Raw genomic sequence first — 16,968 nt, 5'->3', positions numbered from 1 at the left:
TCTTTATTTCAATAAATGTGTATTAACGCATTAAAAAGTTGAATTTGTTTATATTCCTCAATGCAATAGCAGTACCTTTTGCAACAATATGCAGTGGATCGTCAACTACATGGAATGGAATACCAATCTTCTCAGTTAAGCGTTTATCCAGCCCTCTTAACAATGCTCCTCCACCTGTAAGATAGATACCATTTCTTACAATATCAGCATAAAGTTCAGGTGGTGTTTGTTCAAGTGCACTTAGTACAGCTGAATCAACCTTTGTCACAGATTTCTCGATACAATGCGCAATCTCCTGATATGAAACAGGTACATCCATTGGTAAAGAGGTCATTCTGTTGGGACCATGTACTACATAATCTTCTGGTGGATTTTCGAGTTCAGTTAAGACTGAACCAACATTAATTTTAATTTGCTCAGCAGTTCGATCTCCAATTTTTATATTGTGCTGACGACCCATGTAGTCCTGGATATCTTCAGTAAAGTCATCTCCTGCAATCTTGATTGATTTATTGGATACAATACCACCAAGAGAAATAACAGCTATTTCAGTTGTTCCTCCACCTATATCAACAATCATGTTTCCTTCAGGGGCTTCAACATCGAGTCCGATTCCAAGTGCAGCTGCCATAGGCTCAAAAATCATGAATACATCCCTTCCTCCCGCATGTTCTGCCGAGTCTCTAACTGCACGAATTTCTACCTCTGTACTTCCTGAGGGAATACAAATCACTACACGTAGTGATGGGGAGAACCATCCTCTTTTATTTTTGTTCGCCATTTTAATCATTTCACGGATCATCTGTTCCGCAGCATTAAAATCAGCTATAACACCATCTCTCAAGGGTCTTACAGTGCGAATATTTTCATGAGTCTTTCCATGCATCTGCCTGGCTTTTTCACCCAAAGCTATCATTTTCTCGGTCTTTCGATCCAAAGCTACTATCGAAGGTTCGTCAAGCAATATTTTGCCTGCACTGTTCACTATTATAGAATTGGCTGTCCCGAGGTCCATTGCCAGCTCTTGTGTAAATGAGAATAAGCCCATAATTATCTTTTTTTTAACGATCAAACGCTATCACAGCAGGATTAGCAATCGCTTTAATTTAAAAACATTCAAAAATATATTTCTGTCGGCATTTTACAACTTAATGTTTGAAGTGCCTTGTACCAGTTGTTACCATTGAAAGGCCATTTTTATTACAGTAATCTACTGATTCTGAATCACGAATAGATCCTCCCGGTTGAATAACAGATGTAATACCGGCTTTGTGAGCTATTTCCACGCAATCAGGAAAAGGGAAGAATGCGTCACTTGCCATAACAGCACCATTAAGGTCGAAGTTAAATGTTTCTGCTTTCTCGATAGCCTGTTTCAATGCATCAACTCTGGAAGTTTGTCCTGTACCACTTGCAATAAGCTGCCTGTTTTTAGCCAGAACAATAGCATTTGATTTTGTATGTTTAACCAATAGGTTGGCAAATAATAAATCTTTTATTTCATCTTCAGTAGGCGCTTTCTCGGTAACCACCTGAATATCATCTATTGTCTGTACGCTTATATTCTTATCCTGTACAAGTGCTCCATTCAAAACCGATCTGTATTGCAATTTTTGTGAAGCCTTCTCTGCCGATTTGAGTATCAAAATTATACGATTTTTCTTTTGAATCAAAATTTCAAGTGCATCTTTGTCGTAAGCAGGTGCAATTATAACTTCAAAGAAAATGGAATTGATAGCCTCTGCAGCTTCCTTGTCAACTGTTCTATTAGTCACAACTATACCACCAAATGCAGAAACAGGATCAGCAGCCAAAGCAGCATCCCATGATTCTTTCACTGTTGGTCGGCAAGCCATTCCACAAGCATTATTATGCTTAAGAATAGCTAGTGCAGTCTCATCAAAATCTGAAATAAGAGTAACTGCAGCATCAATATCGAGAAGGTTATTATATGAGATCTCTTTACCATGCAACTGTTCAAAAATCTCATCAAAATCTCCATAAAAGGTACCTTTCTGATGTGGATTTTCACCATATCTTAATTGTTTGGTCTCATTTAAAGATATACGCAAAGCAGATCGATCTTCATTGTCGAAATATCTGAAAATTGCTGAGTCATAACCCGACGAAACCTTAAAAGCTTCTGTTGCAAACTGACGGCGATCATCTATATCTGAAGTGCCTTGTTTTTCTTTTAACAGATTCAATAAGGGGCTATACTGATCTTTTGAAGCTACAATTATTACATCCTTATAGTTCTTTGCTGCGCCACGGATTAGTGAAATACCACCTATATCTATCTTTTCTATTATCTCCGCTTCACTGCCACCGGCTGCTACAGTCTCTTCAAAAGGATAAAGATCTACTATTACAAGATCAATAGATGGAATGTCGTAAGCTTTAACCTGTTTTCTATCAGACTCAACTTCACGTCTATATAATATGCCACCAAAGATTTTGGGATGAAGAGTTTTTACTCTGCCCCCAAGAATGGAAGGATAACCGCTTACTTCTTCCACTGTTTCACATTCATATCCTAAAGAGGTTATAAATTCATGGGTTCCACCAGTTGAAATAAACTTTACCTGTAATTTATTTAATTCCTGAAGAATTTCTTCCAACCCATCTTTATGATATACTGAAATGAGCGCTGTTTGAATCTTTCGTGACATTTTGCTACTTTATTAATACTATTAATTTAAAAGTGTACAAAGGTATAAAATCTATTGCTCATTTACCCGAAATAAGGCATTAGTTTTGACAAATTAATAGAAAAAAAACAAAACAAAGGGTGTCGTTAAAAACAACACCCCTTTACTTTATAAGTATAGATTATCTATTTATCTGACCTCCCAGCCAAGTGCACTAGCTCCCAATACTGCAGCATCGCTTTCCTTAAGCTCAGAGAATAACAGTTTTACCTTATTCTGGAATATTGGTAACAGATTCTCCTCCATACTTTTACGTATTGGATCCATAATCAAATCACCTGCTTTAGATAAACCTCCAAAAAGGATTATTGCTTCAGGACTTGAGAAAGCAACGAAATCAGCAAATGATTCACCTAATATTTTTCCTGTATATTCAAATATCTCTTTAGCAATCTCATCACCTTCCATTGCTGCATCAAATACATCTTTAGAAGTGATTTCTTCTGCTGGGATATCTCTTAGAATAGTTTTAGCATCAGGTCTTTTTTCCAGTATTTCACGTGCTGTACGTGCCAATCCGGTTGCTGATGCATATGCTTCAAGACATCCATGTCTACCGCAACCACAAACTCTTCCATTCTCTCTGCGAACAATTGTATGACCTAATTCACCTGCAAAACCATCGTTGCCGTAAACCATCTGCCCGTTTACTACTATACCACTGCCAACGCCTGTTCCCAGTGTTATAACAATAAAGTCTTTCATACCGCGTGCAGCTCCATAGGTCATTTCACCAATAGCAGCAGCATTAGCATCATTTGTAAGAGCAACAGGTATACCTGTACGATCTTCCAGCATTTGAGCAAAAGGTATAACGCCTTTCCAAGGCAGGTTAGGAGCAAACTCGATACTTCCAGTGAAGTAGTTGCCATTAGGAGTACCGGCACCAATACCTTTGATTTGATCTTTTGTAGTGATTTTGCTTATTAATTCATCAATAAGCTTAGTTAATTCATCAAGGTAGTTCTCAACCTCTGTATGTTTAGCAGTTTTAATACTACCGTTGATTAAGATCTGTCCTCTCTTGTCAACTATTCCTACAACTGTATTTGTACCGCCAACATCTACCCCTATTGCATAAGGTTTATCCATGATTTGTATTTTAAAAAGTTATTCAATGATGATTGTTTACTATATCAGCGCAAATATAACTATTTTCTCTAAAATAGCTTTAACAGCATCCTATAAATTTCATTTTATACTAAATTTAAATTAAAAAGGATAGATATATATATCGTTTGCAAATTGTATATATTATGAAATAAATGTTTTATATTTGCACCTAACAATTTACATTTATCGCATATCGAGTTATTTTTGTAACACATTTCTTTAAACCTGAGAAATTAAAATCAATTTGATAACTTTATTTATCAATATGATAAATTAACACAATTTATCTGATACGATTTTTACAAATATGACAATTACAATTATATAAACACAATAAGAAGAAACAGACAAACAATTAAAATGGAAGAGATTAAATTTTATAAAGGAGAGAACATACCTTTGGAGCTTCATAAAGTTAGGGTAGTTCAAAAGTTAAACCTTGTACCAATTGAAAGAAGATTGAAAGCCCTGGAAGAAGGAGGATACAATACATTCAGGTTAACCACCAACGATGTTTTCCTGGATATGCTCACAGACAGTGGAACAAATGCAATGAGCGATAATCAGCTGGCTGCGATGATGCAGGCAGATGATGCATATGCGGGATCTCAGAGCTTTATCAGGCTTCAGAAAGCTGTTGAAGATGTGCTTGGCAAAAAATATTTTTTACCGGTCCACCAAGGTCGTGCTGCAGAAAACATCCTTTCAAATGCATATATCCGCAAAGGGAGTCTAATTCCTATGAACTATCACTTTACAACTACAATGGCACATATAACTCAATATGGAGGAAAAATTGCCGAGTTGTTGTATGATGAAGGATATGTAATCGATTCAGATCACCCCTTTAAAGGGAATATGAATATTGAAAAGCTGGAGGATACCATAAAAACTCATGGAGCAAAAAATATTCCTTTCATCCGTATGGAAGCTTCTACCAACCTTATTGGTGGTCAGCCATTTTCAATTAAAAACCTAAGAGACGTCAGAGCTATTGCTGATAAATATAATATTAGAGTTGTTCTCGATGCCAGTTTACTTGGTGAAAACGCTTATCTTGTTCATCTGCGTGAGGATGAATTCAAAGAAAGCTCTTTAGGTGATATAATTAAAACGATGACAGACTTAGCCGATATCGTTTACTTTTCTGCACGAAAGCTAAGTTCCTCAAGAGGTGGTGGTATTTGTACAAACGACCGTGATATTTATCAGGAACTTGAAGCACTGATTCCTCTCTTCGAAGGATTCCTGACCTATGGTGGTATTTCTGTAAGAGAGATAGAATCAATGGCAGTTGGGTTATATGAAACATTGGACGAAACCATGATTCGCCAAAGTCCTGATTTCATTGCATATCTTGTTAACTCACTTGATGCCTATGGTATTTCAACTGTAAAACCAGCAGGCGTTTTAGGTGCACACGTAAATGCAATGGAAATTTGTGACCATATACCACAGAAAGAATATCCGGCAGGAGCACTAGCTGCAGCACTCTATCTGATATCCGGGGTAAGAGGTATGGAACGAGGCACATTATCAAATCAGAGAGATGAGTATGGAAATGAAACACTGGCTGACATGGAGCTTGTAAGACTTGCTGTTCCGAGACGAGTATTTACACTTTCACAGATTAAGTATGTTGCTGATCGTATGGCATGGCTTTATGATAACCGAAAACTAATTGGAGGATTACGCTTTGTATATGAGCCTCCTGTACTTAGATTCTTTATGGGTGGATTGGAACCTGTTAGTGACTGGCCACAAAAACTCATAGCTAAATTCAAAGAGGATTTTGGAGAAAGTCTATAAATAAGAAACATTTATAATTGTATTTTGAAAGGAAGAGCTATAGACTCTTCCTTTTTCATTATATAACCAGAGATAGGTAATAAACCGTTTTTTAATTTAATATTCCAATCATTTAAAAACAAAATTGTATCTTTAAAAAATTATTCAGCATTAAAAAAGAATGATTATGAAAAAGAAATCGCTCTTACTGGTCTTTATCCTTTTTGCAGGATTGATGAATCTAAGTGCACAACAGATTATCGCACATCGTGGTTATTGGAAAACAAATGGGTCTGCACAAAACTCTATAGAAGCACTTATGCAGGCTGATGCTATAAAAGCATATGGTTCTGAAGTAGATATCTGGCTTTCATCTGATGGTATTCCTGTTGTTAATCATGATGCTGAAATTACTTTAGATGGCAAAAAACTGATTGTACAGGAGACTCCATTTGAAATACTTTCACAGGTAAAACTGGCAAATGAAGAACCATTACCCACAGTTGAAGATTATCTCGACGCATTCGTAAATTGCAAGAACACAAAACTGATAATTGAGTTTAAAACTCATAACTCAAAGGAGAGAGAGGATGAACTGGTAGAAAAAGTAATCAAAATGGTTAATGACCGTGGCATACAAGATAAAGTTGAGTATATCTCATTTGGAATAAATATAGTGCAGCAAGTAAAAAAACTAGCACCTGAAGCAGATGTTTATTATCTAAATGGAGATTTAACACCTCAGATACTTTCTAAAATGGGTATGACCGGGATGGATTATCATTTTAATGTTTTCACTAAAAGACCTGAATGGGTAAAAGAGGCTCATGAACTGGGTTTAAAAGTTAATACATGGACAGTGAACCAACCAGAGGATATACAAAAAATGATAGATCTTAAAGTAGACTTCATTACAACAGATGAACCATTACTAGTTAATGAAATTATTAATAAACAATGAACCTGAAAGATCAGCTTAGCAGAGCAATCGAACTTGCAATAGAGGCACATGACGGCCAGCTCGATACCCATAACGGCAGGCCCTATATCGAACACCCATTCCGTGTAATGAATGCTGGATTCACCTTACACGAGAAGATCACAGGTATTCTTCATGATGTTATAGAGGATACAGATGTTACATTGGATCAACTCCGTGAAGAGGGTTTTTCCGATACGATTATCGATTCGGTAGATGCAATGACACGTCGCGACAACGAGTCATATGACGATTATATAATAAGACTACAGGCAAATCCAATTGCAGTCAGAGTTAAGATTAACGACTTGACTGACAATATGGATATAAGACGCTGGGATGAGATTCAGTATCACGACCTGGCTCGTCTGCAGAAATATCTGGAAGCTTACAAAAAGCTTACTGAAAAGGAATAAACAGTTGTGAATAAAACATTTTCAGAAAATATAAAACCGGCAGGTATATATGTTCATATCCCTTTCTGCAAAATAAGATGCACTTATTGCGATTTCTATACTCTTACAAATGAAACTCGTATAGATGCTTTTGTTGAAAGTCTTTGCAAGGAGATTGAACTTAGGAAAGATGAAATTAAAGAACCGGTTAAAACAGTATATTTTGGAGGAGGCACCCCTTCTCGTTTAAGTGAACATCATTTTAATAAAATATTTGACTCTCTATACCAGAACTTCAAAATAGAACCTACATCAGAGATAACTGTAGAGGCAAACCCTGATGACCTCTCTGATGAATATGTTGAGATGCTTGCTCGTCTCCCGGTAAACCGATTAAGTATTGGTATACAAAGCTTCGATGATAACGAGCTTAAATTCCTTAGCAGACGTCACTCTGCAATTCAGGCTATTAATGCTGTTAAACGATGCCAGATGAATGGCTTCAGCAATATAAGTATCGACCTGATGTATGGACTCCCAAATCAAACAACCAAAATATGGGAACAAAACCTTAAACAGGCAACAAGTCTAGGTATTCAGCATCTGTCAGCTTATCATCTTATTTATGAGGAAAAGACACGAATGTACTCCATGCTAAAAGCCGGTAAGATAGAACCGGTAGTTGAGGAGGTGAGTACAGCTATGTTTTCTATGCTCATCGACTGGATGAAAAGTCATAATTTTATTCATTATGAGATCTCTGCTTTCGGAAAAGAGGGTTATTTCTCAAGACACAACACTTCATACTGGAAAGGCAATAAATATATTGGTCTAGGCCCTGCCGCCCACTCTTTTGATGGAGAAAACCGAACATGGAATGTGGCATCTTTAAACCGTTATATAAAAGGAGTTGAGGAAGGAAAACCTGAACAGAATTCAGAAAATCTTAGTTCAGATGAAAAATATAATGAGTTTATACTCACCGGACTACGAACAATGTGGGGAGTTGACCTGAATGAACTGAAAATTCTGTTCGGTGAAAAAATCTATATTTACTGTATAGAAAATGCAGATAAATATCTCAATAGACAGCTTCTTACAATAGAAGGAAATAATTTGAAACTCACTCGTGAAGGCATTTTTATATCTGATGGTATAATGAGTGATTTAATGAGGGTGTAGCAAACTATTTAATTTTATGATAAAATTAGGGAGTCCCATTTAATGATTAAGCGGGACTCCCGATTCTATTGTATTATCAATTCTAATATCTGATTGATATTATATTATCAGCTTAAACCCTCAATTTCTCCATTAACTATATCAATACGTTTAGCTTGCGGATCAGCCGGCAGACCAGGCATACGCATCATCTGACCTGCTATTGCAACTATAAATTCAGATCCCTGATTTATTACCAAGTCATTAATCTTCAGTCGAAAATCCTTAGCCACACCATACCAGTTAGGATCTGCAGAAAAAGAGTATTGTGTTTTTGCTATACATACAGGCATTTTTTCCAGATTCGTATTCTGAATCATCTTGAGCTTCTTAATTGCAGTCTCACTTAAAACCACATCTTGAGCACCATATATATGTTTGGCAATTTTATTGATCTTTGTTTCAATGTCATCTTTATCACTATAGGTAAATTTCAATTCACCCGAAGGCCTTTTCTCAATTGCTTCAACCACCTTTTCTGCTAGTTCAATGGCACCATCACCTCCCTTAGTAAATGCCTCGTTTACAGCAAATGAGACTCCGCGATCCTCACAAAACTTACGAACAGCATCAATCTCCTCCTCTGTATCGAAAGCATATTTGTTAAAAGCAACAACTACCGATTGCCCAAAAGAGGCCAGATTGCTCAAATGCTTTTCAAGGTTACCTAGTCCTTTTTGCAGCCCATTCAAATCTGGAGCCTTGATATCCTTTTCAGGAGTTCCACCATGCATTTTAAGACCCTGAGCAGTAACAACTATAACAGATAATTTTGGTCGCAACCCACTCTTACGACACTTTATATTGAAAAACTTCTCTGCTCCCAGATCTGCCCCAAAACCTGCCTCAGTAATAACATAGTCACCAAAGGTCATTGCCATTTTGGTTGCTATAACAGAGTTACAGCCATGGGCGATATTTGCAAAAGGACCACCATGAATAAAAGCCGGAGTGTTTTCTGTAGTTTGAACTAAATTTGGATGTATAGCATCTTTCATTAGAACAGTTATAGCGCCTGCAACACCAAGATCCTTAACTGTAAAAGGCTCGCCATTTTGCTTATAACCTAACAGAATATTTTCTATTCGTCTTCTCAAATCATCCTCATCCTCTGATAGACAAAGGATCGCCATAAGTTCAGATGCCGCTGTGATATCAAACCCTGCCTCTTGTGGAATTCCATTTCCCGGTCCCAGTCCGGTAACAATATACCTCAAGCTGCGGTCATTAACATCCAGCACCCTTTTCCACAATATCTGCTTTAAGGCATCGCCTGTTCCCTGAACACGAAAATTATAGTTCTCAAGCAATGCAGCAATAGTATTATGTGCAGTAGTAACAGCATGAAAATCACCTGTGAAGTGAAGATTGATATTTTCCATTGGTAGTACTTGCGCATATCCGCCACCCGCAGCACCGCCTTTCATCCCAAAAACCGGTCCCAGTGATGGCTCACGCAAAGCAACAATTGCATTTTTCCCTATTTTGTTTAACCCTAAGGCTAAACCTATTGAAACTGTTGTTTTCCCTACGCCTGCTTTGGTAGGCGTTATAGCTGTAACAAGAATTAGGTTACTTTGATCCACCTTCTCCATATTAATCAATTCAACAGGAATCTTTGCCATATGCCTGCCAAAATTAATCACTTCGTCACGTGGAATACCTATTCCTTCTGCCACATCTTTAATACGTTTCAGACGCGTTTCTCTTGCAATTTGAATATCCGATTTCATCTATTATATTATAATTATTTCAACATATCTTCTAACATTGCTAATTGATCTCTAAGCTGAGCAGCCTCAAGAAACTCAAGCTTCTTAGCTGCTGCGAGCATAGCTTTACGAGTTTGCTCTATTTTAGTTTTAAGGTCATCTTTTGTAGCATATTTTTCAAGTGTCTCAGCTGCCAGTGATGAGTAATCAGGCTCAACATATGCTTTTGCCTCAATTGTGGATTTATACTCTTTTCCGAGTGCTGAGGCATGACTTTTTCTAATTTGCTGTGGAATAATACCATGCTCCTCGTTATATTTCATCTGCTTTTCCCGGCGACGATTAGTCTCATCTATCGTCATCTGCATACTTTGAGTAATCTTATCTGCATAAAATATAACCTTGCCATTCACATTTCGGGCGGCACGGCCTGCCGTTTGTGTCAGTGAGCGATGTGATCTAAGGAAACCCTCTTTATCAGCATCAAGAACAGCCACTAGCGATACTTCCGGAAGATCCAATCCCTCCCTTAATAGATTCACACCAATTAAAACATCAAACAAACCTCTTCTCAGATCATCCATGATCTTTACTCTTTCAAGTGTTTCCACATCAGAGTGTATATAATTACATCTTACACCATTGTGAGTGAGATAATCAGTAAGCTCTTCAGCCATTCTCTTTGTAAGGGTTGTAACCAGAACCCTCTCATCCTTTTCAGTTCTCTGCTGAATCTCCTCCATTAAATCATCTATCTGATTCAAACTAGGTCTCACATCAATTGGAGGATCAAGCAAACCGGTGGGTCTTATCAGCTGGTCAACCACAACACCTTCAGACTTCTCCAATTCATAATCTGCAGGTGTTGCACTCACAAAAATTATCTCGGGAGTCAATGCTTCAAACTCTTCAAACTTCAGCGGCCTGTTATCAATTGCAGCCGGGAGACGGAATCCATACTCAACAAGATTTATTTTACGTGAGTGATCACCTCCATACATCGCACGTATCTGAGGTATTGTAACATGACTCTCATCAATTACAGTAAGGTAATCATCCGGGAAGAAGTCAAGCAAGCAGAATGGACGTGTACCAGGTTCCCTTCCATCAAAATATCGTGAATAGTTCTCTATCCCGGAACAATACCCTATCTCCTTTATCATCTCCACATCATATGTAACTCTTTCATACAGACGCTTTGCCTCAAGAGGCTTCCCAATCTCCTGAAAAAACTCCACCTGTTTTCCAAGATCAATAAGTATCTCATCGACTGCACGGTTGATCCTCTCCTGTGTAGTTACAAAAAGGTTAGCAGGAAATATACGGTATGAATCCATTCTCTCAGTTGTAACACCTGTCAACGGATCAACAGTTTCCACACTCTCAATCTCGTCACCCCAGAAAATCACTCTGACAATATAATCATGATATGCAAGGAACACGTCAACAGTATCACCCTTAACCCTGAAATTTCCACGATCGAACTCAGCTGTTTCATTTCTGGAGTACAAGCTATTAACAAGTAATCGTAAAAACTTATCCCTTTCAATCTTTTGACCTATTCTAACATCCACTGTAGTCTTTTGAAAATCTTCAGGATTTCCTATTCCATACAAACAGGATACAGATGAAATAACAATCACATCATTTCTACCTGAAAGCAGAGAAGAGGTAGCTGCAAGTCGTAGTTTCTCTATCTCATCATTTATCGATAGGTCCTTTTCTATATAGGTATCAGTAGTAGGAAGATATGCTTCAGGTTGATAATAATCGTAGTATGAAACAAAATATTCTACCGCGTTATTTGGGAAAAAACTCTTGAACTCACTGTATAGTTGAGCAGCAAGTGTTTTATTGTGACTCAGTACAAGTGTAGGTTTATTTATCTGATTAATTACGTTTGCAATAGTGAAAGTCTTTCCGGAGCCTGTAACTCCCAAAAGTGTCTGGTAAGGCACTTTTTGCTGCAGGCCCTCAACCAAAGCTGCAATTGCTTCAGGCTGGTCACCGGTAGGTTTAAATTCTGATGTAAGCTGAAATTCCATATATTTTCAAATCAAGGTGATCCGGGAAACGATTCATTTATAGTCACACCTATGCTATCCATCTCATCAATGTTTGAAAGAGTCTGCCTGGACAACATCTCATATTTTCTGTAAGCAAGTGACATATAATCCCCGTTTAACAATCCACTTTCTGAGTTATTAATATATTCTAAATAAGACTCAGTACTATTTTGTCTTAATGCTGAAACCCATGAGAGCGAGTCTATTCTCATTCTGACAAGTGGAATGTAAAGACTATTCTCATGCTGCCTGGAAAAGTATATAAGTTCATTTATACTGTCTGAGTGCTTCAACTTTTCCCAGATCTCTGCCTCATCCTCTTTAAGCTTCAATAAAGCATCTTGTGCTTCATTAAAATATTTACCATCAGGATGCGACTTGATAAAATCCAGATAACCGCTGACACTATTTTCACTTAAGGCACTTTCCCAAGCCCTCTGTTCAAGATTTCCGGAAAGAGTTGTCTTATTGTAAATCAAGAATGCACCAGCTAATAATACAATTCCAATGAGAATCCAGAACAATGACTTGCCTGATTTTCCACCACTTTTTGGGTAGTTCTTCTCAATCGGCTCATATTTCGGAATAGCTGTTTCTTTTTTGTCAACAACTTTCTTTTTCTCCTGAAATGACTTAGTATCAACTTCTTCAGATTGTTCTGCGACAATATTATTATTTTTATACGATTTATCCTTATTATCAATATTAATCTCAAAATCAGAGCTTATCTTTTTTGAGCAATCTTCACAAAACAGAGATTCTTTCGGTTTATTTTTTTCGCAAAGAGGGCATTTCTGAGACATATAACTTACTTAACGTGATTAATTCAATCTAGTTACAAAGATACCTTTTGTGTTTGACATGAGGAACTATTTTTGTACTTTTGAATTTGGTCCTCTTACTTCCATTCTAAAAATATGAGTATAAAATTATCGTTAGGTGATCCTGAGATCATTCAGGTGCAGTTATTGAAAATCGATCATGACAAAAAGCTTTTAATTTGCTTTGTTAATAATGAAGATGATAAAAACTGTATTGTAAGATATGATATCAGTCCAGATAACAATATATTCACCCCATCAGTTGAACAGTTTTGGGAAGGGGCAAAACTTAACCTGGTAAATTCATATAAAGATCAAAATGGATTCCTGATACCAACCTATATAATTCTTGAACCAGATTATCTTATTGATGCTTCCGCTATTGCGGAGTGTTTTCAGGATTATCTTATCTCTCCAATACACTATTTTCGCAACAGGTTTGAGAAGATGGAAAATCGTTCTTACCTGCTACTTGGAAATCTTGCCAACTTCTTCCTTGATGAATTGGTGTTTGCCGAGGAGGTAGACAATGTATCTTTTGAGAATATATTCCTGAAATCTTTCAAACAATCACCATTCGAATACACAAGTTGTGAGGATATCCGTTCAGAGAGTGATTTCCGTAGTTTCATGAATAGAGCACAGCAACTCTTCAATAATATCAAACGTGTTGTACGATATGATTTCCCCAAAATGGGGATAAATATAAATTTCTGCACCCTTGAACCATCATTCTTCAGTGTTAAGTATGGATTTCAGGGAAGACTCGACCTTCTTTACACTAACCCTATCACAAATGATACCAGGATCATTGAGTTAAAGTCGGGCCGTTTGCCCTATCCCGCTTTTAACATCTCCAAAATAACACTTAATCATAAAGTACAGACCTATGTTTATCGTCTTATGATTGATAGTGTCTTTTATGATAAAAGAGCCAAAGTTGAAGCATCTATATTGTATGCATCCGGAAACAATCCAGGAGAAAATATCAGGAAGGCAAATATTGATGGAGATCTTGAAAAATCCATACTAAATCTTCGTAATCTTATAATTATTAATGAGCATAAAATAATTACAGGTGAGTTGGAGTCTGTTGAATCTATGTTCAAATCGATGCTCCGGGAAATAGAAACTGAAAACCCTGTTCCTGTTTTTTATCAGCATAAAATAAATAGGTTTCAGAATGTACTCACTCAAAGCAGTGATATTGAACGGATATACTTCTACAGGTTTATACAATTTGTATCCCGCGAGCTATATCATCAAAAAACAGGAGATATGGATTATGAAACACCAACCGGGATGGCTTCTTTGTGGAACAGTAGCTTTGATGAACGTGCCGAAGCACTTAATGTACTTTACGATTTATCAATTCTAAATATTGATGATTCTGCAAATGATATGACAATTATCTTCAGCAGACCTCAACCCACCCGTGAAGATGAAAATCTGAGTGGCAATAATATTGTAAATTTCCGTGAAGGTGATATCTGTATTGTATACCCCAGGGAAGATGTAAATGACACTGTTCTGAATAAACAGATCTTGAAAGGCACAATTGTAAAGATAACACCTGAAAAAGTAGAAGTAAGGTTTAGATATAAACAGAAAAATCGGCATTATTTTGAAGATAACCAGTTTTGGGCAATAGAACATGATTCACTCGACTCATCACTTAACAGCATGTATAAGAGTCTTTTTGAATTTATCTCTTCGTCTAAACAGAAAAGAGAGCTACTGTTGGGCATAAAACAACCTAAATGTTCGGCTATCAAACAGGAAAACTCCGATATTAATGATATCTCTTACCCGGAAAACATCATCAATCAAGCTCTAAATGCTGAAGATTATTTCCTGATTGTGGGACCTCCGGGTACAGGCAAGACTTCAATTTTTGCAAGGCGTCTTATTGAGGAATATTACAAAAAGCCTGATGTAAATATCATGGTCATTGCATATACTAACCGCGCTGTGGATGAACTCTGCGGCGCGATTAATGCTGCATTTGGATACAGCGATGGCGATTGCGATAAATATATTCGTGTGGGTAGCGAACTGTCGTGTGACAGTGCTTATCAGCACAGACTATTACAGAGAGTATCAGAAAAAGCTGCGGACAGAGATTCACTTCGAAAGGAAATAAATGACACACGTATATTTATTTCGACACTTGCCTCTATCACAGGCAAGATGGAACTGTTTTCACTCAAACAGTTTCAGATTGCAATTATTGATGAGGCATCACAGATACTGGAACCTCAGATAATCGGACTACTTCCACTGTTTGATAAGTTTATAATGATTGGTGATCATAATCAACTTGCGACAATCGTACTTCAGGAAGAGGAAAAGTCAAGAATAAATGAAACGCAGTTACAGGAAATCGGTATCACTGATTGTCGTGAGTCTTTTTTCGAAAGACTCTTGCGCCGATGTAAGTCTCAAGGCTGGACTCACTCATTTACACAGCTCACTCACCAAGGCAGGATGCATAATGAAATTGCCGCATTTCCGTCAACTTATTTTTATTCTGAAAACCTTTTCCCTGCACTTGACTGGCAAACAGGTGAGTGGAGGTTGAGTAATTCAAATGGCAATCTCTATGATAAGTATATTGCTACGAAGAGAACTATTTTATTTTCAACCGAAAGAAAAGAGATCAATAATATATCAAATAAAATTAACCAAAGTGAAGCAGAAATCATTGCAGAACTTATTGAATCAATTCAAAGAGTTTATAATGATAACAACATAACTTATGACAGCAGTAAGATTGGTATTATTGCCCCATACAGGAATCAGATTGCTCTTATCAGACACAAGCTTTCAGAAGCTCGGATTGATGACTATGAGAATATAATGATTGATACAGTAGAGCGTTTTCAAGGGAGTCAGCGCGATATTATTATTGTTTCCTTCTGTATAAATCAACCGGGACAATTCAGATATTTGTGTAACCTGAATTATGACGGAACCGTAGACCGTAAGTTAAATGTTGCATTAACACGTGCAAGACAGCAACTTTTCCTCGTAGGGAATGCTCAATTATTATTAAAGCACCCTATATATAAATCTCTTGTAAATTTTTACAGTTATAAAACTGTTGTGCTTTAAGTAGAATTGTTATGAATATAATGTTCATTTATTTTCATGACAATTACTTTAAACTTTATTATTATCTTCTAGTTCTGTACAGCAGATACAATTATTGTTAATTCAATAAGTTTTTATGTTAATTCTATGTAATCTAAGTTCCTATATTGAAATATTCTATATATTTATAAAAATACCAAAAAATAAGTGGTCTTATTCCATTTTAATAAAAAGACTTCTTATACAAACACATTTAAAAAAGACTAATAAGCCCACTTTCAATATAAATTAAACAAGCCTGATATTTTTGATTATATTACATTTTAGTGTAAAAAAATAATTCCATGAAAAAGATTACAATTTTCTTATTACTTTTCATCGTTTTTGCAGAATATGCAAAGGCTGAGCAGTTGCCAGATAACAATAACAAATTTGGCATAGGAATCAGTTATGATTTTAATTCTGTTGTTACAGATAGTTTAAAACCCATTGAACTGTCGTTAAGATATAGGTTGAATAACAAACACACCTTTCAAATTTACACACCACTGGCTTTAAAAAAAACAAGCATTCATAATAGTAACGAAACACGTAAAAAAACATTTTATGGAATAGGCGTCGGTTATGATTATACTTTTTACACATATTCACATCTAAATTTATTTACAGGGTTGGATGCTGATTATGGATGGTATAATAACCAATGGGACTTTCATAGGATATATGATGTTTATGATGAAGAATTACCATATAAAACAGAAGACATTTATTTATATTGGGATAAAATTAAAGGAATGTCAATTTCTCCCAATATAGGCATTAGATTTTCAATACTTAAGGTTACAACTGAGTTGAAAATAAGTTTGCCAATAACTGACTTCAGAAAAAAGTCATATTCCATCGCCAAAACTCGAACAGTGCATCTAGGATCATGGACAACATGGGAAGCATATTACCCTGATAAAAACACCCATGATCTCTCAGTTCAATCCAATATTAAATTTAATTTATCATATTATTTTTAAAACTCAATTACTGATTCCTATAATTTACCCTTGCTCGACAATTT

General features: G+C 36.4%; 12 protein-coding genes. 6 read left to right on the top strand and 6 right to left on the bottom strand.

The annotated features are described in order from the left end of the window. Positions 1-22: 22 nt before the first annotated feature. The 3 genes from BN1354_RS02740 to BN1354_RS02730 all read right to left on the bottom strand — a co-directional run bounded on the left by BN1354_RS02740 (position 23) and on the right by BN1354_RS02730 (position 3,803). Positions 23-1,048: a rod shape-determining protein gene (locus BN1354_RS02740; protein ID WP_045089808.1), complete on the bottom strand. Its 1,026-nt coding sequence runs from the start codon at positions 1,046-1,048 to the stop codon at positions 23-25. A gap of 100 nt (positions 1,049-1,148) precedes the next feature. Then, positions 1,149-2,672, bottom strand: a complete 1,524-nt coding sequence (purH, locus tag BN1354_RS02735; protein ID WP_053826166.1) for a bifunctional phosphoribosylaminoimidazolecarboxamide formyltransferase/IMP cyclohydrolase — start codon at positions 2,670-2,672, stop codon at positions 1,149-1,151. 168 nt (positions 2,673-2,840) lie between these two features. Continuing rightward, a complete protein-coding gene (locus BN1354_RS02730) occupies positions 2,841-3,803 on the bottom strand; it encodes an ROK family protein (protein ID WP_045089810.1) in 963 nt (320 codons plus the stop codon). Positions 3,804-4,184: 381 nt separating this feature from the next. On the opposite strand from BN1354_RS02730, the gene BN1354_RS02725 reads away from it, so the two are divergent. From BN1354_RS02725 to hemW, 4 genes are all read left to right on the top strand, one after another. After that, a complete protein-coding gene (locus tag BN1354_RS02725; protein WP_045089811.1) occupies positions 4,185-5,633 on the top strand; it encodes a tryptophanase in 1,449 nt (482 codons plus the stop codon). Positions 5,634-5,799: 166 nt separating this feature from the next. After that, the gene (locus BN1354_RS02720) at positions 5,800-6,573 is read left to right on the top strand and encodes a glycerophosphodiester phosphodiesterase (RefSeq protein WP_074010723.1); all 774 of its coding nucleotides are present in this window, start codon (positions 5,800-5,802) and stop codon (positions 6,571-6,573) included. Beyond that, the gene (locus BN1354_RS02715; protein ID WP_045089813.1) at positions 6,570-7,007 is read left to right on the top strand and encodes an HD domain-containing protein; all 438 of its coding nucleotides are present in this window, start codon (positions 6,570-6,572) and stop codon (positions 7,005-7,007) included. The genes BN1354_RS02720 and BN1354_RS02715 overlap by 4 nt, the downstream gene beginning before the upstream one ends. Before the next feature lie 6 nt (positions 7,008-7,013). Then, the gene (gene hemW, locus BN1354_RS02710) at positions 7,014-8,168 is read left to right on the top strand and encodes a radical SAM family heme chaperone HemW (RefSeq protein WP_231623061.1); all 1,155 of its coding nucleotides are present in this window, start codon (positions 7,014-7,016) and stop codon (positions 8,166-8,168) included. Positions 8,169-8,275: 107 nt separating this feature from the next. On the opposite strand, the gene BN1354_RS02705 is transcribed toward hemW, so the two are convergent. The 3 genes from BN1354_RS02705 to BN1354_RS02695 are packed head-to-tail and all read right to left on the bottom strand — an operon-like array spanning position 8,276 to position 12,788. Beyond that, positions 8,276-9,940, bottom strand: a complete 1,665-nt coding sequence (locus BN1354_RS02705) for a formate--tetrahydrofolate ligase (RefSeq protein ID WP_045089814.1) — start codon at positions 9,938-9,940, stop codon at positions 8,276-8,278. 14 nt (positions 9,941-9,954) lie between these two features. Beyond that, complete coding sequence (uvrB, locus tag BN1354_RS02700) at positions 9,955-11,964, bottom strand: excinuclease ABC subunit UvrB (RefSeq protein ID WP_053826165.1); 2,010 nt, start codon at positions 11,962-11,964, stop codon at positions 9,955-9,957. Positions 11,965-11,975: 11 nt separating this feature from the next. After that, positions 11,976-12,788, bottom strand: coding sequence for a hypothetical protein (locus BN1354_RS02695; protein WP_053826164.1), 813 nt, complete (start codon positions 12,786-12,788; stop codon positions 11,976-11,978). 114 nt (positions 12,789-12,902) lie between these two features. On the opposite strand from BN1354_RS02695, the gene BN1354_RS02690 reads away from it, so the two are divergent. After that, a complete protein-coding gene (locus tag BN1354_RS02690; RefSeq protein ID WP_053826163.1) occupies positions 12,903-15,920 on the top strand; it encodes a DEAD/DEAH box helicase in 3,018 nt (1,005 codons plus the stop codon). Positions 15,921-16,243: 323 nt separating this feature from the next. Beyond that, on the top strand, positions 16,244-16,924 hold the full coding sequence (locus BN1354_RS02685) for a hypothetical protein (RefSeq protein ID WP_053826162.1): 681 nt from the start codon (positions 16,244-16,246) through the stop codon (positions 16,922-16,924). The last annotated feature ends 44 nt before the right edge of the window (positions 16,925-16,968 follow it).

The sequence above is a fragment of the Lascolabacillus massiliensis genome (assembly GCF_001282625.1).
GTDB lineage: Bacteria > Bacteroidota > Bacteroidia > Bacteroidales > Dysgonomonadaceae > Proteiniphilum > Proteiniphilum massiliensis.
This window is presented reverse-complemented; position numbering and strand designations above follow the sequence as displayed.